This is a genomic window from Catenulispora sp. EB89 (assembly GCF_041261445.1).
In the GTDB taxonomy this organism is placed as follows: domain Bacteria; phylum Actinomycetota; class Actinomycetes; order Streptomycetales; family Catenulisporaceae; genus Catenulispora.
Genome location: NZ_JBGCCU010000002.1, coordinates 91,793 through 110,729 on the forward strand (window position 1 = coordinate 91,793; position 18,937 = coordinate 110,729).

Consider the following 18,937-nt stretch of genomic DNA (forward strand, 5'->3'; position numbering starts at 1 on the left):
GTTGAATCGACGATGATTTGACCCTCGCGCAGCGACCCCGAACGGCGTACCGTCAGGGCTACTAAACGAGCAGAACGTCGGGCATCGGGCGCCTGGCGCTAACTAAAGGCGAACAAGGACGAAGGCCGTGGAACTCGCATCCTACGCAGATCGGGCGGTGTCGCTGGTGAACACCGCCGACCCCTACCGGCACCGGGACACGCTCACCACGTGTGAGCAGGCCAAGGAGCTGCTCGCGCCGGAGGGCAGGTGCCGTGTCACCAATGCCGACGTGGCGGAGCTGCGCGCGATCCGCGACCGGCTCCGCGAGGTCTTCGACGCCGCCGAGTCCGGCCGGGTGCCGCGCGCCGTCCAGGTCCTCAACTCCCTGATGAAGCAGTACCCGATCCGCCCCGTGGTCACCGACCACGACGGCGCCTCGTGGCACCTGCACCTGGCCGAGGGCGCGCCGACCATCGCGGCGGTGTACGGCGCCAAGGCCGCGATGGGGCTGGCCGTGCAGGCCACCGAGCTCGGCTTCGACCGGCTCGGCGTCTGCCAGGCCGCGCCGTGCCGCGAGGTGTTCATCGACACCTCGACGAACCGCTCGCGCCGCTACTGCTCGGACCGCTGCGCCACCCGCGCGAACGTGGCCGCCTACCGGGCCCGGCGCAAGGAGCAGGCACGGGCCGCCGCGGCGGCCGGCGAGGCCGAGGCCGCCGCGACCGCCGCCGGCAAGGTGATGGCCGCCGCCGGAAGCGCCGCACCCGGCCGCTGACGAGCTCCCAGCCCCACTGGGAGCTCGCCGGAGCACCGGGCGTCCGCGATCGGCTCAGCGGCCCTCACCGGCCGTGCGGGCCGATTCGCGGTTCGCGGCGGTTCACGGCGGTTCACGGACGACTTTCTTCAGCAGTTTCGGCGTTGCCGGTACTCCGGCTCCGTCAGCGCTTCTCCGGGATCCGGGCGATCCGGCACGGATCCCGGAGCCGCAGCACGGCGCGGGCCAGGACCAGCTCGTCCGGCACCGCGCCGAACTCGCGCGAGTCCGACGTCACGAACTCGTTGTCGCTCAGCAGCCACCAGCCCCCGCTCTCGCGGCGGTCGACCCGCTTGATGACGAGCAGTTCGTCGGCCCGCAGCGGGTGCCGCGCGACCACCACGTCGCCCGGCCGGATCTTTCCCGGGCGCACCCCGCGCACCACGACGAAGTCGCCGTCGCGCAGCGCCGGGGCCATCGAGGGGCCGCTCACCCGCAGCACGGACCAGCGCGCCGTCCCGGGTGCCGTGGCCGATCTCACGGACGCCACCTTGTCACGCGTCGGCCCGAGGGGGGCAGTAGGGTCGTGGCATCACGTTGTCCGGCAATCCGGCAAACAAGATAGGGGAACCTCACATGTTCTCGCGGATCTTCTCCCGCACCACCGCTGTCCACGCTCACTGCGACCTGCCGTGCGGCGTCTACGACCCGGCGCAGGCCCGGATCGAGGCCGAATCGGTCCTGGCCATCACCAAGAAGTACGCCGACAGCTCCGACGAGGCCTTCCGGACCCGCGCCATCGTCATCAAGGAGCAGCGCTCCGAGCTGGTCAAGCACCACCTGTGGGTGCTGTGGACCGACTACTTCAAGGCGCCGCACTTCGAGAAGTACCCGCAGCTGAACACGCTGTTCAACGAGGCCACCAAGCTGGCCGGCGCGGGCGGCACGAAGGGCAGCATGGACCCGGCCGTGGCCGAGCAGCTGCTGGGCAAGATCGAGGAGATCTCGAAGATCTTCTGGGAGACCAAGCAGGCCTGACCGGTCCTTGATCGGCCGCTGAACGATCAGCGCGGTCCCGCGAGCCGTCCCGCACCGGATTTTCCCCGGCGCGGGACGGCTCGTCTGTCCCCCGTTCGGGGTACGTTGAGTGTGAGGGACGAGCACTGAGGGTGCGTCCGGGCCGCGCCCGGGCACGCGTTCGGCGTACGATCCGCAGCAGAATGATTCACTCCAGCAGCGGAGGTGTCGTGCATCAGCACTCTGCCCAGCGGACAGCCGTCCCCACAATCGCCTCAACGAGCGCAGGAAGCGGAATGGGACAACAAAACGGTGCCCCGCAGGACTTCGTCGAGGTTCGCATCCCGGCCGAGGGAGCGTACCTGTCGGTGCTGCGCACAGCGACCGCGGGCCTGGCGGCCCGGCTGGACTTCACCTTGGACGAGATCGAGGACCTGCGCATCGCCGTGGACGAGGCGTGCGCGATCCTGCTCACCAAGGCGGTGCCCGGCTCCGGGCTGACGTGCCGCTTCGAGCTGCGCGACGGCGCGCTCGCGGTCGACGTCTCGGTGCCCACGCTGGACGGCCGGCCGCCGGCCCGGGACACCTTCGCCTGGACCGTGCTGGCGGCACTGGCCGGCCAGGTCGACGCGAAGGTCTCCGACGCGGAGGGGCCCGACGGCGCGGCCGGGAACGGCATCGGGCAGATCGTCACCATCAGCATGCTCAAGCAGCGCGGCGTGGGAGCTCCGTGAGCGCCGCCGAGGAGATCCCAGTGCGCGCCTTCGAGCCCGACGAGATCCCCGCCGCCCGCCGGGCCGGGTACGGCGAGGGCCGGCGGGGCACGCCCGCGGCCGCCGCCGGCGCGGCCGGGGACGACGACGCCCCGAACGCCCCGGACACCCAGCACGAGCCGCACGAGCCGCACGAGCCGGACGAGCCGGACACCGACGCCGAGGACGCCGACTTCGAGGAGCCGGTCCTGGAGCTGGACGACCTCGGCGGCGACCTGGTGGAGGCCGAGGACGCCGACCCGGACGCCGAGACCGTCGCCCCGGTGGTGGCCTCCTTCCCGCTGCGCCGGACGCCGCGCCAGGGCGGCCCGCACGCCGAGGCGCACGCCCGAGCCCGCGAGCTGTTCGCCCGGCTGAACGAGCTCCCCGAGGGCTCCACCGAGCGCAAGCAGATCCGCGACGAGCTGGTCCAGATGCACCTGCCGCTGGTGGAGCACCTGGCCCGGCGCTTCCGCAACCGCGGCGAGCCGCTGGACGACCTGACCCAGGTGGCGACCATCGGCCTGATCAAGTCGGTGGACCGCTTCGACACCGAGCGCGGCGTGGAGTTCTCGACCTACGCCACGCCGACCGTGATCGGCGAGATCAAGCGCCACTTCCGCGACAAGGGCTGGGCGGTCCGGGTCCCCCGCCGCCTGCAGGAGCTCCGGCTGTCGCTGACCAGCGCCACCTCCGAGCTCTCGCAGCGCAACCGGCGCTCGCCCACGGTGGCCGAGCTCGCCGAGTACCTCAAGATCTCCGAGGAGGAGGTCCTGGAGGGGCTGGAGTCGGCGAACGCCTACTCGACCCTGTCCCTGGACGTCTCCGAGGGCGGCGACGAGGACTCGCCGGCCGTCGCGGACTCCCTCGGCAGCGAGGACGAGGCGCTGGAGGGCGTGGAGTACCGCGAGTCGCTCAAACCGCTGCTGGAGCAGCTGCCGCCGCGCGAGAAGAAGATCCTGCTGCTCCGGTTCTTCGGCAACATGACGCAGTCGCAGATCGCCGAGGAGATCGGGATCTCGCAGATGCACGTCTCGCGCCTGCTCGCGCGGACCCTGGAACAGCTCCGGGCCCAGCTGCTCGTCGACGAGTGACCGGCTAGACGGCGGAACGGATCAGACGGAGAAGCGAGAAGAGCGGCGGCCCGACCGGGCCGCCGCTCTTCTCATGTCCTCTCGGGACCCTCGGGTCATGTCCCCTCGGGACTCTCGTCCTCGCGCCAGTGCTTGGTCAGTGCCGCCGTGGAGGCCGGGGCGAAGATGCACACCAGGCCGACGACCGCGGCGGCCACGGTCGGCACCGCGCCGATCCAGAAGTGCGCCTGCACCATGAAGTAGGCGACCCACAGCGCCAGCAGCTGCATCATCACCGCCGGGGTGCGGGCCCGCATACTCGCCCGCGCCAGGCCGCGCGGCACCAGCGGCAGCGGGACGGCGAAGATCAGGAAGGTGACGGCGACCGCGATCGCCTGCCCCCGCTCCCGCGGCGTGCCGACGAAGGCCTCGACCAGCAGCCAGAGCACGTACACCAGGGCGACCAGGCTCTCCACCGCCGTCACCGCGGCGGCGCCCAGCAGCGGGCGCGGGATCTGCTCCCGGACAGCGGGAGCGGCTGGCGCGGCCTGCGGGGTCGGATTGCTCGGCATAGACACCGAGGGTACCTCCCGGCGCTGCACCGGCCGCGTGCGGGCGGGTCGCATACCGCAGTCGTAATACGAACCAGTAACGTGTGCCCATGCGCGCGCTCCTGGTCATGAACCCCAAGGCGACCAGCACGTCCGAACGCACGCGCGAAGTGCTGGCCCACGCCCTGGCCGGGGAACTCGACACCGAGATCGGCGAGACCGCCTACCGCGGGCACGCCGTCGAGCTGGCGCGCACCGCCGCCGAGGAAGGGTTCGACCTGGTCGTCGCGCTCGGCGGGGACGGCACGGTCAACGAGGTCGTGAACGGGATACTGACCGCGCGGATCCCGCAGGGCGGCCGGCTGCCCGACCTCGGCGTGGTCCCCGGCGGGTCGACGAACGTCTTCGCCCGCGCGCTCGGGCTGCCGAACGATCCGGTCGAGGCCACCGGCGTGCTGCTGGACGCGATCCACGAGAACCGGCGCCGGCCGGTCTCCATGGGCCTGGCCGACGACCGCTACTTCACCTTCACCGCCGGGTACGGCTTCGACGCCGCCGTGGTCGGGATAGTGGAGGAGCGCCGCAGCGCCGGGCACAAGTCGACCGGTTCGCTGTACATCCGTTCGGCCCTGCGGCATTACTGGCACGGCCTGGACCGCAGGAATCCGCCGATCGGCATGAAGATGGCCGACGGCACGGAGATACCGCGACTGTTCATGGCGATCGTCACCAACACCTCGCCGTGGACCTATCTCGGGAACAAGCCGATCGTGATCACGCCGGAATCCTCGTTCGAGGACGGTCTGGACTTGTTCGGCGTCACCAGGATGTCCGGCCGGGCGGCGTTGAGGATAGTGCGGCAGATGTTCACGTCCACTGACAAGCTGGTCCGCGGGAAGAATGTCAGCCTGCAGCACGACCTGACGGAATTCACGCTCACCGCCGAGGTCCCGACCGACTTCCAGGTCGACGGGGACCACTTGGGGCTACGCGAAAGTGTGACGTTCCGCGCGATTCGCGACGCGCTGCGCGTCGCGATGTGATGACATGGAGTCACAGCCGGTCGCCGGGACCCTGACGTAGCCAAGGATTCTCAGGTACTAGCTCGCTCTAGTGCCTTTGGACTAGTCATCGGCACCTCGTTACCCCCTTGGAAGGCAAGGTGTGAGCGAGGAGACACCCTGGAATCCAAAAACATCAGACCAACCTCTTGTGCGCCGGCCGGGTCCCCTGACACCCTTTGGGAAGGCACCTGTCGGAGGATCACCCGGCCCGGTGCGGTTGGGCGCGAGGGAAAAGCGGCACGGATCTTGTCCGGGTCGCGGTTCTCCCTTTGCGTCATGCCTTCGTCTGTGGAGCGCGCCAGCGATCTCCACCAAGGCCAACTGCCCAGTAGTTCGAGTGGTCGCCGATCGCCGGGGTTACTAGTGAAAGCGTTCACATTCACAAGGTGGACGTCGGAACGGGGAACCCGCGCGGCGGTCGTCCAGTGGCGGGCCCGCCGCCACACAGGTAGAGCCGTACAGAAGACGTACAACAGCAGGACCCACAGTGACCGGACACCCGCGTCCGGCGTTGTGGCGGTAGTAACCGGCACACCGGACGCGACCGGACCCGCCAGGGCCGTGGGGGACCTGGTCGAGTCGCCGCTTCCGTGCCGGCGGACGAGCAAACACACGTACACGACTGAACCGAAGGAGTGGACCCCATGGACTGGCGCCACCGCGCTGCCTGCCGTGACGAGGACCCAGAGCTCTTCTTCCCCATCGGGAACACCGGGCCCGCGTTGCTGCAGATCGAAGATGCCAAAGCCGTATGCCGCCGTTGTGACGTGGTCGACCAGTGCCTTCAGTGGGCTCTGGAGAGCGGCCAGGACGCCGGCGTGTGGGGCGGAATGAGCGAAGACGAGCGTCGCGCGCTGAAGCGTCGCGCCGCGCGGGCCCGCAGCCGGATGGCCTGACCAGGCCCTCGGCTTTCCACCCCCGGCAAGCTCTCGCACGACCGCACGACAACTTCAAACGTATCTCCGTACTGCGGCGGTCTTGGACCGCAGTACGGACGCCGAGACTGAGCGGTCCCACAGGGCCGCTCTGTTGGTTTTCCCGGGGTCTTTCTCCGGTGCATCCGCTCATAGCGTAGCGGAGTCCTGTTACCACTCTGTTGCGCCCCCGGGTAGCCCCTCTCGCCCAATCTCAGCTCTTCGGTTGAGACGCCCCTCAGCTCTTCGTCTGAGGCACCTCGCCGACCTCCAAGTCCAGCACCGCGACCGCGCCCCGGCCGCTGGGGGCCGGCCGGAGATCGAAGGTGCCCTTCAGATCGCCGTGCACAAGTGTTCTGACGATCTGAAGTCCGAGGTTCCCGGCCGTGGCGGCGTCGAAACCCGCCGGCAGCCCGTTTCCGTCGTCGGTGACGACCACGCTGAGCCGGGGACCGGAGCGCCGGGCCTCGACCTCGAGCGATCCCCCGCGGTCGGCCAGGCCGTGTTCCAGCGAGTTCTGCAGGACCTCGGTCAGCACCATCGACAGCGGGGTGGCGATCTGCGCGGACAGGATGCCGAAGCGCCCCACGCGGCGCGAGCGCACGCTCACCCCGCCGGGGCCGCCCGGACCGCCGGCGCCGACGTCCACCACCATCTCCAGCACCCGGTCGGCGATCTCGTCGAAGTCGACCTGCTCGTCCAGGGTCTGCGACAGCGTCTCGTGGACCAGTGCGATCGAGCCGACCCGGCGGACCGCCTCCTCCAGCGCGGCCCGGCCGGTGCCGTCCTCGATGCGCCGGGCCTGCAGGCGCAGCAGCGCGGCCACGGTCTGCAGGTTGTTCTTCACCCGGTGGTGGATCTCCCGGATGGTCGCGTCCTTGCTGATCAGCTCGCGCTCGCGGCGGCGCAGCTCGGTGACGTCGTGCACCAGGACCAGCGCGCCGGTGCGCTCCCCCTGCGGCCGCAGCGGGATGGCGCGGAGCTGGACCACGGTGCCGTTGCCCTCGACCTCGGCCTCGCGCGGCTTGCGGCCGGAGGCCACGACCTGCAGCGCCTCCTCCATCGCGCCCTGGACCGGGGCCAGGGTCGCGGTCAGGTCGCCGAGATGCTCCCCCACCATGTCGGCGGCGTAGCCGAGCCGGTGGTAGGCGGACAGCGCGTTCGGGCTGGCGTAGACGACGGCGCCCTCGGCGTCGAGCCGGATCACCCCGTCGCCGACCCGCGGGGAGTTGTCCTGCTGGTCGCGGGACTCCGGGTAGGGGAAGATCCCCTCGGAGATCATCCGCGAGAGGTCCGCCGCGGTCTGCAGATAGGTCAGCTCCAGCCGGCTCGGGGTGCGGGCGGCGAGCAGGTTGGTGTTGCGGGAGATCACCGCGATGATCCGGTCCCCGCGGCGGACCGGGATCGCCTCGACCCGGACCGGCACGTCCTCGCGCCACTCCGGGTCGCCCTCGCGCCGGATCCGCCCGGAGTCGATGGCCAGGTCCAGCATCGGCCGCTCGCCGCGCCGCAGCGTGGAGCCGACCAGGTCGGCGGTGTAGCAGGTGGGGCCGGTGTTCGGGCGCATCTGGGCGACCGCGACGTAGCCGGGGCCGCCCAGCGGGGCGGGCTCGGGGTCGGTGCCGCCCTCGGTCCGCAGCGGGGCCCACAGCACCAGGTCGGCGAACGACAGGTCGGCCAGCAGCTGCCAGTCCGCGATCAGCAGGTGCAGCCAGTCCAGATCGGCCGCGTCGAGGTCGGTCCGCGTGTGGATCAGGTCGTTCATGGACGGCATGCTTCTTGGTATCACAAGCCGGCGCCCACGACTGATTGCCGGCCCGGACAGCGCCCCCCACGATCGTTTTGGAAGTTCCGGCAGGTCCGGAGCCATGCCGGGGGCGGGTAGCCTCTTGGCTTCGTGAGCACCCTCGACCAGCCTTCCCAGCATCCGCTGTCCTGGCTCGCCGGCCACGCGGACGAGCGCCGCGCCGCCGGGCTGCGCCGGACCCTGGTCCCGCGCGGCGCCGACTCGGCGCTGATCGACCTCGCGGGCAACGACTACCTCGGCCTGACCCGGCATCCGGAGGTCGTCGAGGGCGCGGTCGAGGCGGTGCGGCGCTGGGGCACCGGCTCCACCGGCTCGCGGCTGGTGACCGGGACCACGGAGCTGCACGCGGAGTTGGAGGCCGAGCTCGCCGCGCACGCCGGCATGGAGGCCGGCCTGGTGTTCTCCTCCGGCTACCTGGGAAACCTGGGCGTCATCACCGCACTGGCCGGCCGCGGCGACCTGATCGTCTCGGACAGCCTCAACCACGCCTCGATCATCGACGCCGCGCGGCTGTCGCGGGCCCGGGTCACGGTCACTCCGCACAGCGATGTGGAGGCCGTCTCGCGGGTCCTGGCGGACCGGTCCGAGGAGCGGGCTCTGGTCGTCGTCGAATCCTTGTTCTCGGTGGACGGGGACACAGCACCCCTCAGAGAGCTCCACGAGGCCTGTAGAGCGCACGGCGCGGTCCTTGTGGTGGATGAGGCGCACGGGTTCGGTGTGGCCGGTCCTGAGGGCCGTGGAGCCGTTTTCGACGCCGGGCTCGCCGGACAGCCGGACGTGATCGTGGCCGCCACCCTGTCCAAGGCGCTGGCCTCGCAGGGTGGGGCGATCCTGGGCTCGGCCGAGCTGGTCGCGCACCTGGTGGACGCCGCGCGGTCGATGATCTTCGACACCGGGCTGGCCCCGGCCGCGGCCGGGGCGGCGCTGGCCGCGCTGCGGGTGATCCGGCGCGACCCGGGGCTGCCGGAGCTGGTGCGGAAGCGGTCGTGGGAGATCTACGAGCTGGCGCTGGCCCTCGGGCTGGAGGCCACTCCCCCGAGCGGCGCGGTGACGTCGATCATCATGGGCGCGCCCGAGGCCGCGGTGGCCGCGCGGGACTTCTGCCTGGAGCGCGGGCTGCACGTCGGCTGTTTCCGGCCACCGTCCGTCCCGGACGGAAAATCACGTCTCCGAGTGACGGCACGTGCGGATTTGTCCGACCTTGAGGCCGACCGGATCCGTTCGGTCTTGAGCGAACTCGCGGAGAATCCCGCACAGGTCTAGACATCCACAAATGGTCTAGTCCACAATCTTTTCTCGTGACCAGCATCTCTGCTCCGCGCGTCCTGCTGGACGGACGCCTGGTGGGACCCGCCACCGTCGTCGTCGACGACGGCGTCGTGGCCGAGGTGCTGGACGGCGCTTCGCCCGAGGCCGACATAACCCTGGACTCCGGCGTGCTCACGCCGGGTCTGGTGGACATCCAGACCAACGGCTGCTTCGGCGTCGACTTCATCACCGCCTCCGACGACGACTGGCGGCTGGTCTCCGACCGGCTGCCGGGCACCGGCGTGACGGCGTTCCAGCCGACGTACATCACCGCGCCGCTGGAGACCCTGCTCGCGGGGGTGGAGCGGGCCGGTGCGGTCTTCGGCTCCCTGCGGGGCGCGCAGGCGATGGGGGTCCACCTGGAGGGACCGTTCCTGTCGCCGCTGCGCCCCGGGGTCCACGACCCCCGGTACCTGGTCGAGCCGACGCCGGAGCGCGTCGGCTCGATCCTGGCGACCCGGACCGCCGAGGGCACCCGCGGCGTGGTCACGATGGTGACCCTGGCCCCGGAGCTCGACGGCGCCCTGGAGGCGGTACGGCGCCTGTCCGAGGGCGGCGTGCGGGTCTCGCTGGGGCACACCGACGCGCTGGCCGCGCAGGTGCTCGCCGCGGCGGACGCCGGCGCGAGCCTGGTCACGCACATCTTCAACGCCCAGCGCCCGCTGAACCACCGCGAGCCCGGGGTCCCCGGCGCCGCGCTGTACGACTCCCGGTTCACCTGCGGGCTGATCGCCGACCTGCACCACGTGGCCCCGGAGATCTGCACACTGGTCTGGCGCGCGGCCGGCGGCCGGGTGGCACTGGTGACGGACGCCATAGCGGCGGCCGGAATGCCGCCCGGCGAGTACGAGTTGTCGGGGATCAAGGTTCACCTCGGCGAGGACGGCGTGCCGCGGGACGCGGCCGGCGTCATCGGCGGCTCGGCGCTGACCCTGGACCGCGCGGTCCGCAACCTGGTCGGCATCGGCCTGGACGAGGCCTCGGTGCTGGTCGCGGCCACCCGGGTGCCCGCCGACGCGCTGGGCCGGACCGATCTGGGCCGCATCGCCCCCGGCGCCCGCGCCGACCTGGTGTGGTTCGACGACGGGTACCACCCGCTGCACACCTGGGTCGCAGGGCGTAGCGTATTCGAGGCCGGTTCCGGCGCCCAGGCGCCGGACGGGCCCCACAGACTGGCGAGGGAGCACCAGCCCGCCTAGCCCTGACAGGCGCGGGACGGGTGTTTCCGACCAGGCCGCCCCCCGGCGGCAACGCACGACGAGGCTCCGCACGCCTCGCCGGACGGCCGGGACGGCGGCGAACCAAGAAGGCCGCGGGCTAGCGCGGCGGTGGAGGTTGAGGGGCCGAAACCGCCGCGGGCCCGGGGCCGGAAGGCCACCGAACCCGCCGCGAACCCGTCGCGAGCCAGTCGCGAGCCATGGGAAAGTGCGGCCGGGGCGTCTCGCGCCCCATGAGACGCCCCCATGGCGAAGGCCCGCCGAGATGATCGGCGGGCCTTCGTCGTGCCGGTGCTGCTTCTCGCTACTTCTCCAGCGCCTGCTGCATGTCGGCAAGGACCTTCGCGTCATCCGCAGTGCTCGTGAAGGCGGGGCCGAACTGGTTCTCCATCAGCATCGCGACCCGATTCCCCGACCGCACCACCCAGTCATGGGTGTCCGACGGCAGGTTCCGCACGCCGCTGTCCTGCTGGAGCGACAGCCACGACAACCCGTAGCCGGTGCTGACGCCGGGCACCGGCTTCGGCTGGGCGGCGCCGGAGCCGCACCCGGGCGCGGTGCCGGCGTGCCGGGCGTCGGCCAGGAAGGCCGAAGCCGTGGCCTCGTCGGGGAACGTGTAGACCGTGTAGATGCCCTCCGCGTGGTGCGTCGTGTCGTATCCGTTGGCCCACATGTTCATTCCGGTGACCGGGAAGGTCTTCATCTTGGGCGTATCGCCAGTGGGCTGATAGCAGCCCGGGTCGGGGGTGCCCACCGATGTGACGGGGCCGCGCGGGTTCGACAGCTGCGGATTCCAGTGGACCAGGTCGTACCAGGGCCACAGCTGCGCCGGCAGCAAGCCGTCGCCGTGCGCCGACGCCGGGGCCGACTCCGTGACCGGCGTGGGCACACTGGCCGAGTGCCCCGCCGTCGTCGGTGTCGTCGGTGTCGTCGGTGTCGTCGGTGTCGTCGGTGTCGTCGGTGCTGTGGCGGTCGTCGTGACCGCCGCGGCCGTCGTGACCCCGCCGCCGGCCCCGCCCAGCGAGGCGGTCACTCCGAAGGCGCCGCCGACCGCGGCCACCCCGAGCACCGCCGCCCCGCCGCGGGCCCGCAGCGAGCGCCTGCGGCCCCGCCGCAGCGCGTCCGCGGCGCCGGGCAGCCCGCCGCGCGCGACGCCGTCCTCCACGGCCCGCGCGAGGGCTTCGTCGAACTCAGACATAGTTCTCCGTCTCCTGGTTCTCGTCGGCGTACTCGGAGACATGGCCGGCCAGCGTGCGGCGGCCCCGGGCCAGCCGGGACTTCACCGTGCCGGTCGGCGTGGCGGTCTCTGCGGAGATCTCCTCCACGGTCAGGCCCACCAGGTGGTGCAGCACGATCGCCCGCCGCTGGTCGGCGGGGATCTCGCGCAGCGCCGCGACCAGCGCCAGCCGGTCCGGCGAGGTGCCCGGCTCCGCTTCGGGCCGGGCCCCGCGCCGGTGCGCGCGGAGCCTGCTGACCGTCCGGCGCCAGGAACTCACCGCGATGCGGTAGGCGACGGTGCGGACCCAGGCTTCCGGGTCCTCGTAGTCGGCCACCCGGCTCCAGCGCTGCCAGGCCCGTGCGTAGGCCTCCTGGAGCGCGTCCTCGGCCTCGGCCAGATCGCCGACCATCGCGTACACATGGCCGAGCAGCCGGCGTGACGAGGCGCTGTAGAACGCCTCGAAGTCCGCCTCCGATCTCGCTGAACCCATCAGATCCCGCCCCTTGTCGTCCGAGGGTGGCGATCGGCGCCACCGATCGGACACGCCCCGGCCCCGTCCCGGGTTCCCTCCGGAGGAGAGAAATCCTCAAAGAACCTCAGAAAAACCCGGGGCCCGCCGGTCATGTCGGACCGGCGGGCCCCGGGCCCACTGAAGCAGATGCGGAAGCAGATGCGGCTCAGTGTGTCTGCGTCACCTTTGCCAAGGCCCGCGGCGCGTCCGGGTTCAGACCCCGGCTCATCGTCACGTGGTAGGCCAGTTGCTGCAACGGCAGGATCTCCAGGATCGGCGCCAGCTCCTCCGGGACGCCCGAAGGGAGCACGAAGCCTGCTGTAGCGCCTGCGACGTGCTCGGCGGAACCGACCACGACCAGGTCGGCGCCGCGCTCGCGCAGCCGCTCCAGCACCGGCTCCAGCGCCGTGCCGCCGGCGCCCTCGGCCGCCACCGCGACCACCGGGCTGACGTTGTCGACCATGGCCAGCGGGCCGTGCAGCAGGTCCGCGCCGGAGAAGGCGTGGGCCGGCAGGTAGCTGGTCTCCATGATCTTCAGCGCGGCTTCGCGCACGGTCGGGTACGAGTACCCGCGCGCGGTCAGCACCAGCCGGGAGGCGAAGCGGTAGCGCTGCGCCAGGTCGACCACCTCGGACTCCCGGGCCAGCACCGCGGCGGCCAGCTCCGGCAGCGCCCGGGCCGCCGAGCCGTCGCCGCCGCGCAGGGCGTCCACCAGGAGCCACAGCGTCAGCAGCTCCGCGGTGTACGTCTTGGTCGCCGGAAGAGCCAGCTCCGGACCCGCCAGGACGTCCAGAGACAGCTCAGAGGCCTGGTTCACCGGCGAGCCGGCGACGTTGGTGACGGCCAGCGTCAGCCCGCCGCGCGCCTTCGCCATCTCGGTGTACGCCACCAGGTCCGGCGAGCCGCCGGACTGCGAGACCGTCACGCAGAGCACGTCCCGCAGGTCCGGCTCGGCCCGGTAGGCCGTCGTGGTCGACATCGACGTCAGCCCGACCGGCAGCCCGAGCGCGATCTCCATGAGGTACTTGGCGTAGTACGCCGCGTTGTCGCTGGTACCGCGGGCGGTGAGCAGCGCGAAGCGCGGCCGGGCCGCTTTCACGCGCTCGGCCGTCTCGCGGATGCGCGGCAGTCCCTCGGTGAGGATCCGTTCGAGGACCGCCGGCTGTTCGGCGATCTCGCCGGCCATGATTTCGCCGGGCGTCGCTTCGCCGGGCATGACGTCGCCCACCTAGACCGTTCCCTCCGTCAGGAGCCGGGCGACGGCGAGCCCGGACACCAGCGCCGCGCCGTGCGTGGCGATCAGCGTCGCCCCGCCGGACTTCTCCCCCCGACCGTAAGCGATCCCCATCTCGACCACGATCGCGTCGGGCCGGACGGCGGTCACGGCGGCCACGGCGGCGGCCATCCAGGCGTGCCGGTGCGCGTCGCGCACCACCAGCACCAGCGGACGGCCCGCGGCGGCAGCCACGGCTTCCGACACCCCGGCCGAGGTGTACGGGAGGGCGGCGAGCCGCGGGCGCACCGCGGCCAGCGCGGCGGCGGTGTCGTCGTCGCCGGCGAAACTGGTCGCGGAGCCGGGCTCCACGAACCGCGTGGCCACGGAGCCGGCCGGGAGTTCGGACAGCACCGGGCTCAGGCCCCAGGGCACCGCGTTGCCGGCGGCGTTGTTGGCCAGCGGCACGAACTCCAGGATCGACGCCGGACCGGTCAGCGGGGCCAGCGGGACGCCGGAGACCGTGACGGCGCGCAGCGCGGCGGTCAGGCCTATCTGCGCGGCGTCATCGGAGTCGGCCGCAGCCGAGACCGCGACCGCCGGCGAGGCCGAGGCCGAAGCCAGGCCCGAAGCCGAAGCCGAACCCGAGGCCAGGCCCGAAGCCGAACCCGGTCCCGAACCCGACGCCGAAGCCGGGACGCCGTTCGCCGACACCGACACCGACGCCGCCCCCGAGGAGCTGCCGGCGCCGGCGTCACCCCCGGCAGCGTGCGTCCCCTCCACGGTCGCACGCTGCGCGGCGGCCCACGCCCCCAGCTCCCGCACCCGCGTCGCGGCGTCGTGCAGCCGCTCGGCGGGCAGCCGGCCCGCGCGCACCGCGTCGACCAGCGCGTCCCGCAGCATCAGGTAGTCGCACTCGTCGCGCAGCCCGCCGCCGACGCAGACCGCGTCGACGCCCGCGGCCAGCGCCAGGACCGTCCCCTCGGCGATCCCGAAGGTGTCGGCGATGGCGGCCATCTCGATGCCGTCGGTGACCACCAGCCCGGTGAAGCCGAGCTCGCCGCGCAGCAGGTCCACCAGGACCTTGCGGCTCATGGTCGACGGGAACTCCGGGTCGTAGCGCGGGGCCAGGATGTGCGCGGTCATCACCGACTTCACCCCGGCTTCGATCGCGGCCCGGAACGGCGCCAGGTGCTTGGCCCACTCCTCGTCGGAGTGCTGCACCAGCGGCAGCCCGTGGTGGGAGTCCACCGCGGTGTCGCCGTGGCCGGGGAAGTGCTTGGCGCACCCGGCCACGCCGGCCCCCTGCAGGCCCCTGACGTACGCCGCGACGTTGCGCGCCGCCACGCCCGGATCGGACCCGAAGGACCGGGTGCCGATCACCGGGTTGTCCGGGTTGGTGTTCAGGTCCGCGTCCGGCGCGTAGTTCAGGTTGATGCCGGCCCGCCACAACGAGCGCCCGATCTGCCGGGCGACCGTCTCGGTCAGCTCCGGGTCGTCCACGTACCCCAGGGCGTAGTTGCCCGGGAACGCCGACCCGGTGGCGACGTCCAGCCGGGTGACGTCGCCCCCTTCCTCGTCCACCGCGACCAGCACGTGCGGGTTCTCGGCCCGCAGCGCCGCCGACAGCTCGCCGGTGCGTTCCGGCGTCGCGGCTATGTTCCGTCCGTAGTAGGCGACCCCGCCCAGGCCGTCCTCCGTCAGGGCGCGACGCACCCAGTCGGGAACCCGGCCGGAGTCGTCGTTGACGAACCCCGGCTGGAGGACGGCGGCGGCGTCGCGCAGCAGTTGTTCTCCCACGCGCGCCGTTCCCCCTACCCCTTCACCGCGCCGGCGGTCAGACCGGTCGCGATGTTCTTCTGGATGGCCAGGAACAGGATGACCACGGGGATCGAGGTGATCGTGGCGCCGGCCATCAGCACGCCCCAGTCGGTGCCGCGCGAGCCGGTGGCGGTCTGGACCAGCCAGGCCATCATGTTCTGCTTGCGGGGGTCGTGGTTGATGGTGGTGATCAGGATGAACTCGTTCCAGGCCTGGATGAAGCCGTAGACCGAGGTCGCGACCAGGCCGGGGCCGGTCAGCGGCAGGATGATGCGGAAGAAGGTCTGCCAGCGGCTGCAGCCGTCGACCATCGCCGCCTCGTCCAGCTCGCGCGGGATGTTGGTGATGAAGCCGCGCAGCGTCCAGACCGTGTAGGGCACCGAGAACACCAGGTAGGTGAGGATGATGCCGTAGAGGGTGTCGGTCATGTTCAGGTTCTGCAGGGTCTGCGTCACCGGGATGACCAGCACGATCAGCGGGACCATCTGCACCAGCAGGACGGTGAAGATGATCACCTTCTTGCCGGCGAAGTGGAACCGGGCGATGGCCAGCGCGCCGAAGAACCCGACGACCAGCGACACCACCACCGCGCCGAGCGTGATCACGACGCTGTTCCACAGGTCGATGCCGAAGTTCGAGGCCTGGAAGGCCCCGGTGAAGTTGCGGAACGTGGGGTGCTCGGGGATGAAGTGCGGCGTGTAGTTCTGCCACTCGCTGAGCCGCTTCAGCGAGGTGTTGAGCATCCAGTAGACCGGGAAGCCCATCACCACGAAGACCAGGATGCCCAGGGTGTTCCAGGCGGCCTTCTTGCCCTTCTTGCGGCCCGAGCCGGGACGCGGGGCGACGGTCCGGCGACGGCCGGGATTGATGTCGACGCTCATCAGTCAGCGTCTCCGATCCGCAGCATCTGCCGCACGTAGAAGATCATCATCCCGAGCATCGCCAGGATGGTCAGGATCGAGATCGCGGCGCCGAGCCCGTAGTCGCTGTGCCCGAACGCCTGGGTGTAGGAGAAGACGCTGAGCACCTGGTAGTCCGGCTCCGGCTTGGTCTGCCGGATCACGAACACCTGGTTGAACAGCTGGAAGTCCCAGATCACCGACAGCGAGGTGGCGATGATCAGCAGGGGCTTGATGGTCGGATAGGTGACCGTGCGGAATACCTGGAACGGGTTGGCCCCGTCCATGCGCGCGGCCTCGCCGAGCTCCTTGGGCACCATCGACATGCCGGCGGTCAGCGTCACGGTCAGGAACGGCAGCGCCTGCCAGACCACCAGGGCGATGATGACGATCCAGCCCTGCACCGGGTCCACGAACCAGTCGTGCGTCTTGAACCCGTGGAAGCCCAGCTTGTCCAGCATGTAGTTGATGACGCCGAAGTTCGGGTCGGTGAACCACACGAACAGCTCGACCGCGACGATCTGCGGGATCGCCCAGACGAACAGCAGCAGCGCCATCAGCGGCGTGCGGACCCAGCGGGACAGCTGGTTCATCATCAGCGACAGCAGCAGCGCGATGGCCATGGACAGGACCACCAGGACCGCGCAGACCACGAAGGTCCGCTCGACCACGGACCAGAAGTCCGCGCTGCCCAGGACGTCGGAGAAGTTCTGGAACCCGACCCAGTCGCCGGGCTTGTTCGTGTAGAGCTCACGCTTGGTCTGGTGCTGGAAGGCCAGCACCACGATCTTGTAGAGCGGGATCCCCAGCGTCACGACGATCACCAGGAGCGTCGGGATCACCAGGAAGTACGGAGTCGATTCGAACCGTCGGCGCTTCGGCGGGCGCTCGTCGCCCAGCGTCGGAGGCGGTTCGAGGGGGCCTACAGCCTTCCCCACTACCGCGGTCATGTGCACACCTCACCTCGTTGAAGAGGCCGTGCCGCGAGTGCGCGGCACGGCCCCCACCGGAAACTCACCCGGGTGTCGCGGACACCGCCTTCGAGGAGGCGGTGTCCGTACCCCTGAAGAAGCGCTGGATCAGCTCTTGTTCAGGATCGAGGTGATCTGGTCGTCCGCGGCCTTGGCCGCGTCGGCGACCGAGGACTTGCCGGTCGCGATGCTCTCCGCCATGTTCTGCAGCACGTTGCTGGACTCCACGTCGGCCCAGTTCGGGGCGACCGGGGTGAACCAGCTGGACGCGGCCTGGTCGGCCACCTGCTGGCTGATCGCCGGGCCCACCGCCTTGGCCAGGTCGGTCTGGTTGTTCGGCAGGTTGCCCAGCGCGCCCTCGGCGGCGTTGGAGGCGGAGTTCGTGTAGTCCTGGATCCACTCCGCGGCCAGGGCCTGGTACTTCGACTTCTGCGCGATGCCCAGGACCGAGCCGCCGAGGAAGGCCGGCGACGGCTTGTCAGCGGTGACACCGGGCAGCGGCATGGTGGCGACCTTGCCCTTGACCTTGGTGTCCTCCAGCGGCGACTTCGGGTCGTTGGGGTTCTGGTTCACCTGCTGCACGGCACCCAGGTGCCAGGCCGCGTCGTACTCGGCGAAGACGTTGCTGGTCTCGAACAGGGTGTCCTGGTCTGACTCGTCCTTGGTGTGGCTGGCCGCGGTGGAGTACTTGGAGACCAGGTCGGACCACTGCTGCAGGCCGGAGATGGACTTGGGGTCCTCCAGGTTGCCCTTCCACTTGCCGTCCGAGCCCTTGACCGCGAACGAGCCGCCCTGGCCGTAGACGAAGGAGCCGACCTGGTACCAGTCCTTGCCCGGGGCGTTGTAGGTGACGAAGTTCGGGTTGGAGGCGTTGGCGGCCTTGACCTTGTCCAGCGCCGCGGTGAAGTCCGACCAGGTGGTCGGCGGGGTGGTCACCCCGGCCGCGGTCAGCAGGTCGGTGCGGTAGATCAGGGTGCGGGTGCCCGCGTAGTACGGGATGCAGTACAGGTGCCCGTCCTGGGTGCAGGGCGCGGACAGGCCGTTGAGCCAGGTGGCGTTGTTGTCGAAGGTCGACTTCACCGACGAGACGTCGGCCAGCGCGCCGTTGAACGCGTACTTCGGGGCCTCGGTGTTGCCCAGCTCGACGATGTCCGGGACGTCGCCGTTGCCGCCGAGCGTCGCGTCCAGGTTCGTCAGGTGGTTGGACCAGGTCTGCCAGATGATGTTGATATCAGCACCGGTCTTGGCCTTGAAGGCGGCCGTGGCGTTGTTGATGATCGCCATCCACTTGGGGTTGTCCTTGGGGTCCGAGACCAGCCAGACGTTCAGCTTCACGCCGGTCGCGCCGGTCGTCGGCCCGGTCAGCGCCGGGGCGTTGGTCGCGGTGACCGAGCCGCCCTGCGAGGGCGCGCCGTTGGCGGACGAGCCGCTCGACTTGGACGAGCTGCACGCGGAGGCCATGAGCGCCACGGCCGCGGCGGCCGACGTCAGGGCTATGAGCTTGCGCCTCATGCCGTACTCCTTGGTGGGTGTGGACGACCCACTGCGACCAACGGAGATAGACCGACCGCGCGACACGGCAACCCTGAGCGATGCCGTCCCGTGCTGCGATAATCGGTGTACCCGGTCTCGTGGATCTGGTTGTGGTGTCGAGCTGTCGGGAAATACGGGGCAAGTTCCTGCGAAGAAAAGGCGCCTCCTGAAGCGCCTCCCCGCCTTTCCCGATTGGTTTAGACCAGTCCGGAGACTGGCATAGACCACTGGGGTCGTCAAGAGAGCGCGACCCCGGTTGTCCAACCCGTTACCAAGACGCAACCAGCACTGACATACATAATCCCGCCCCAGGTAAACACCGGTTTCCGAA

18 protein-coding genes are annotated in these 18,937 nt (G+C 70.9%); 8 read left to right on the forward strand and 10 right to left on the reverse strand.

All coding sequences use genetic code 11. The features are described 5' to 3' along the window. Positions 1–127: 127 nt before the first annotated feature. Complete coding sequence (locus tag ABH920_RS04020) at positions 128–757, forward strand: CGNR zinc finger domain-containing protein (RefSeq protein ID WP_370346902.1); 630 nt, start codon at positions 128–130, stop codon at positions 755–757. Positions 758–920: 163 nt separating this feature from the next. On the opposite strand, the gene sodX is transcribed toward ABH920_RS04020, so the two are convergent. Continuing rightward, positions 921–1,277, reverse strand: coding sequence for a nickel-type superoxide dismutase maturation protease (sodX, locus tag ABH920_RS04025; protein WP_370346904.1), 357 nt, complete (start codon positions 1,275–1,277; stop codon positions 921–923). 95 nt (positions 1,278–1,372) lie between these two features. Between sodX and sodN the strand changes: the two genes are divergently transcribed. The 3 genes from sodN to ABH920_RS04040 all read left to right on the forward strand — a co-directional run bounded on the left by sodN (position 1,373) and on the right by ABH920_RS04040 (position 3,599). Beyond that, a complete protein-coding gene (gene sodN / locus ABH920_RS04030) occupies positions 1,373–1,774 on the forward strand; it encodes a superoxide dismutase, Ni (RefSeq protein WP_212019047.1) in 402 nt (133 codons plus the stop codon). 275 nt (positions 1,775–2,049) lie between these two features. Continuing rightward, positions 2,050–2,487: an anti-sigma factor gene (locus ABH920_RS04035; RefSeq protein ID WP_370346907.1), complete on the forward strand. Its 438-nt coding sequence runs from the start codon at positions 2,050–2,052 to the stop codon at positions 2,485–2,487. Next, positions 2,484–3,599: an RNA polymerase sigma factor SigF gene (locus ABH920_RS04040; RefSeq protein WP_370346909.1), complete on the forward strand. Its 1,116-nt coding sequence runs from the start codon at positions 2,484–2,486 to the stop codon at positions 3,597–3,599. The genes ABH920_RS04035 and ABH920_RS04040 overlap by 4 nt, the downstream gene beginning before the upstream one ends. A 95-nt stretch (positions 3,600–3,694) precedes the next feature. Here the strand turns inward: ABH920_RS04040 and ABH920_RS04045 are convergent, their stop codons facing one another. Beyond that, on the reverse strand, positions 3,695–4,150 hold the full coding sequence (locus ABH920_RS04045) for a hypothetical protein (protein ID WP_370346911.1): 456 nt from the start codon (positions 4,148–4,150) through the stop codon (positions 3,695–3,697). 89 nt (positions 4,151–4,239) lie between these two features. Here ABH920_RS04045 and ABH920_RS04050 point away from each other — a divergent pair, with 89 nt between their 5' ends. Further along, positions 4,240–5,172: a diacylglycerol kinase family protein gene (locus ABH920_RS04050; RefSeq protein ID WP_370346913.1), complete on the forward strand. Its 933-nt coding sequence runs from the start codon at positions 4,240–4,242 to the stop codon at positions 5,170–5,172. Between the two features lie 665 nt (positions 5,173–5,837). Then, positions 5,838–6,089, forward strand: coding sequence for a WhiB family transcriptional regulator (locus tag ABH920_RS04055; RefSeq protein ID WP_015796260.1), 252 nt, complete (start codon positions 5,838–5,840; stop codon positions 6,087–6,089). 256 nt (positions 6,090–6,345) lie between these two features. Here ABH920_RS04055 and ABH920_RS04060 read toward each other — a convergent pair whose 3' ends face one another. After that, positions 6,346–7,872: a histidine kinase N-terminal domain-containing protein gene (locus ABH920_RS04060; protein WP_370346915.1), complete on the reverse strand. Its 1,527-nt coding sequence runs from the start codon at positions 7,870–7,872 to the stop codon at positions 6,346–6,348. 132 nt (positions 7,873–8,004) lie between these two features. On the opposite strand from ABH920_RS04060, the gene ABH920_RS04065 reads away from it, so the two are divergent. Further along, positions 8,005–9,177: an 8-amino-7-oxononanoate synthase gene (locus ABH920_RS04065; RefSeq protein WP_370346917.1), complete on the forward strand. Its 1,173-nt coding sequence runs from the start codon at positions 8,005–8,007 to the stop codon at positions 9,175–9,177. A 35-nt stretch (positions 9,178–9,212) separates the two neighbouring features. Beyond that, complete coding sequence (gene nagA, locus ABH920_RS04070) at positions 9,213–10,421, forward strand: N-acetylglucosamine-6-phosphate deacetylase (protein ID WP_370346919.1); 1,209 nt, start codon at positions 9,213–9,215, stop codon at positions 10,419–10,421. Between the two features lie 322 nt (positions 10,422–10,743). On the opposite strand, the gene ABH920_RS04075 is transcribed toward nagA, so the two are convergent. From ABH920_RS04075 to ABH920_RS04105, 7 genes are all read right to left on the reverse strand, one after another. Further along, the gene (locus ABH920_RS04075) at positions 10,744–11,637 is read right to left on the reverse strand and encodes a hypothetical protein (protein WP_370346921.1); all 894 of its coding nucleotides are present in this window, start codon (positions 11,635–11,637) and stop codon (positions 10,744–10,746) included. Next, positions 11,630–12,148, reverse strand: coding sequence for a SigE family RNA polymerase sigma factor (locus ABH920_RS04080; RefSeq protein ID WP_370346923.1), 519 nt, complete (start codon positions 12,146–12,148; stop codon positions 11,630–11,632). Before ABH920_RS04080 ends, ABH920_RS04075 begins: the two co-directional genes overlap by 8 nt. Before the next feature lie 187 nt (positions 12,149–12,335). After that, positions 12,336–13,385, reverse strand: coding sequence for an SIS domain-containing protein (locus tag ABH920_RS04085; RefSeq protein WP_370346925.1), 1,050 nt, complete (start codon positions 13,383–13,385; stop codon positions 12,336–12,338). A gap of 12 nt (positions 13,386–13,397) precedes the next feature. Next, positions 13,398–15,182: a glycoside hydrolase family 3 protein gene (locus ABH920_RS04090; protein ID WP_370346927.1), complete on the reverse strand. Its 1,785-nt coding sequence runs from the start codon at positions 15,180–15,182 to the stop codon at positions 13,398–13,400. Positions 15,183–15,196: 14 nt separating this feature from the next. Continuing rightward, the gene (locus ABH920_RS04095; protein ID WP_370346929.1) at positions 15,197–16,084 is read right to left on the reverse strand and encodes a carbohydrate ABC transporter permease; all 888 of its coding nucleotides are present in this window, start codon (positions 16,082–16,084) and stop codon (positions 15,197–15,199) included. Next, positions 16,084–17,052 carry a carbohydrate ABC transporter permease gene (locus ABH920_RS04100; RefSeq protein WP_370346931.1) on the reverse strand — a complete coding sequence of 323 codons (969 nt, stop codon included), beginning with the start codon at positions 17,050–17,052 and terminating at the stop codon, positions 16,084–16,086. The genes ABH920_RS04095 and ABH920_RS04100 overlap by 1 nt, the downstream gene beginning before the upstream one ends. 129 nt (positions 17,053–17,181) lie before the next feature. After that, positions 17,182–18,585: an extracellular solute-binding protein gene (locus tag ABH920_RS04105; protein WP_370346933.1), complete on the reverse strand. Its 1,404-nt coding sequence runs from the start codon at positions 18,583–18,585 to the stop codon at positions 17,182–17,184. Positions 18,586–18,937: the final 352 nt, after the last annotated feature.

Bases quoted from the DNA above. Each gene is read 5' to 3' on its own strand.
- sodN (WP_212019047.1), top strand. From the start codon at position 1,373: ATGTTCTCGCGGATCTTCTCCCGCACCACCGCTGTCCACGCTCACTGC.
- ABH920_RS04035 (WP_370346907.1), top strand. From the start codon at position 2,050: ATGGGACAACAAAACGGTGCCCCGCAGGACTTCGTCGAGGTTCGCATC.
- ABH920_RS04045 (WP_370346911.1), bottom strand. From the start codon at position 4,150: ATGCCGAGCAATCCGACCCCGCAGGCCGCGCCAGCCGCTCCCGCTGTC.
- ABH920_RS04050 (WP_370346913.1), top strand. From the start codon at position 4,240: ATGCGCGCGCTCCTGGTCATGAACCCCAAGGCGACCAGCACGTCCGAA.
- ABH920_RS04055 (WP_015796260.1), top strand. From the start codon at position 5,838: ATGGACTGGCGCCACCGCGCTGCCTGCCGTGACGAGGACCCAGAGCTC.
- ABH920_RS04060 (WP_370346915.1), bottom strand. From the start codon at position 7,872: ATGAACGACCTGATCCACACGCGGACCGACCTCGACGCGGCCGATCTG.
- ABH920_RS04075 (WP_370346921.1), bottom strand. From the start codon at position 11,637: ATGTCTGAGTTCGACGAAGCCCTCGCGCGGGCCGTGGAGGACGGCGTC.
- ABH920_RS04080 (WP_370346923.1), bottom strand. From the start codon at position 12,148: ATGGGTTCAGCGAGATCGGAGGCGGACTTCGAGGCGTTCTACAGCGCC.
- ABH920_RS04085 (WP_370346925.1), bottom strand. From the start codon at position 13,385: ATGCCCGGCGAAGCGACGCCCGGCGAAATCATGGCCGGCGAGATCGCC.
- ABH920_RS04095 (WP_370346929.1), bottom strand. From the start codon at position 16,084: ATGAGCGTCGACATCAATCCCGGCCGTCGCCGGACCGTCGCCCCGCGT.
- ABH920_RS04100 (WP_370346931.1), bottom strand. From the start codon at position 17,052: ATGACCGCGGTAGTGGGGAAGGCTGTAGGCCCCCTCGAACCGCCTCCG.
- ABH920_RS04105 (WP_370346933.1), bottom strand. From the start codon at position 18,585: ATGAGGCGCAAGCTCATAGCCCTGACGTCGGCCGCCGCGGCCGTGGCG.